This window comes from Saccharospirillum sp. MSK14-1, from assembly GCF_003054965.1.
Taxonomy (GTDB): Bacteria; Pseudomonadota; Gammaproteobacteria; order Pseudomonadales; family Natronospirillaceae; genus Saccharospirillum.
This window is the reverse complement of the sequence record NZ_MIES01000031.1, coordinates 1-1,049: the sequence shown is the minus strand read 5'-3', so window position 1 is coordinate 1,049 and position 1,049 is coordinate 1. Positions and strand designations below refer to the sequence as shown.

General features: G+C 49.4%; 2 tRNA genes and 2 rRNA genes. All 4 read left to right on the top strand.

Annotated features, from left to right (window positions below):
* A 16S ribosomal RNA gene (locus tag BGP77_RS08955) occupies nt 1-141 on the top strand; the annotation flags it as partial.
* Nucleotides 142-281: 140 nt separating this feature from the next.
* Nucleotides 282-358, top strand: a tRNA-Ile gene (locus BGP77_RS08950).
* Nucleotides 359-476: 118 nt separating this feature from the next.
* Nucleotides 477-552 (top strand) — tRNA-Ala (locus BGP77_RS08945).
* Between the two features lie 340 nt (nt 553-892).
* Nucleotides 893-1,049, top strand: a 23S ribosomal RNA gene (locus BGP77_RS08940); the annotation flags it as partial.

Sequence of the window (1,049 nt, the reverse complement as noted above, 5' to 3'; positions counted from 1 at the left end):
CACCGCCCGTCACACCATGGGAGTTGATTGCACCAGAAGTGGGTAGCTTAACATTGGGCGCTCACCACGGTGTGGTTGATGACTGGGGTGAAGTCGTAACAAGGTAACCCTAGGGGAACCTGGGGTTGGATCACCTCCTTAAACCAAGACCCGCAAGTGTCCACAACGAATTACTTGATTCCTTGAAGATGTGAATGGATTAGCGACAGGGCTCGCTGATTTTTTGCGTGCCTGACGTTCAGGTAGCTCACCAAATCAGTCTACGGCCTTTGACGATTTCTAGGACTGTAGCTCAGTTGGTTAGAGCGCACCCCTGATAAGGGTGAGGTCGGCAGTTCAAATCTGCCCAGTCCTACCAAATTTTCCTCAGACTTCGTTGCGAACCGGCTCATGTGCAGCAGCACACTTCGCCAGTTCGCGCCTCGCCTGAGAAAAATTATTCGGATTGGTTTTAGAATAATCCGATAAAAAGTTTTGGGGCTATAGCTCAGCTGGGAGAGCGCCTGCTTTGCACGCAGGAGGTCTGCGGTTCGATCCCGCATAGCTCCACCAAATCCGTCAATCCTGCGTTGAAAGGCGCGTCGCATAGTGAACTATGCTTCCTTACCTTTCGCCTTGTCTTGACGAATTTGGTCATCGAGAACGTTCTGAAAAATCTAGAAAAAATCCATTCATTGTCCGCAACGCCAAGCGGTTTTGTTTTAACAAGACTTCTTCGCCTTGCGCAGACTCGCAAGCATCTTCTGTTCTTTAACAATCTGATTGAAGTTTTCTCAAAGAAAGAAGTCTGATTGAAACCAAGCGTAGCAATATCTTTGTCGTTCAAGACGTCGCTCATATACGAGATGGATGGGGTTTGCCTTCGGGTAAATAACACTCCTTCGGGTTATATGGCCAAGCGACTAAGCGTACAGGGTGGATGCCTTGGCAACTGGAGGCGATGAAAGACGTGGTAGCCTGCGAAAAGCTTCGGGGAGGTGGCAAACGACCTGTGATCCGGAGATGTCTGAATGGGGAAACCCACCTGCTTTTAGCAGGTATCTTGCACT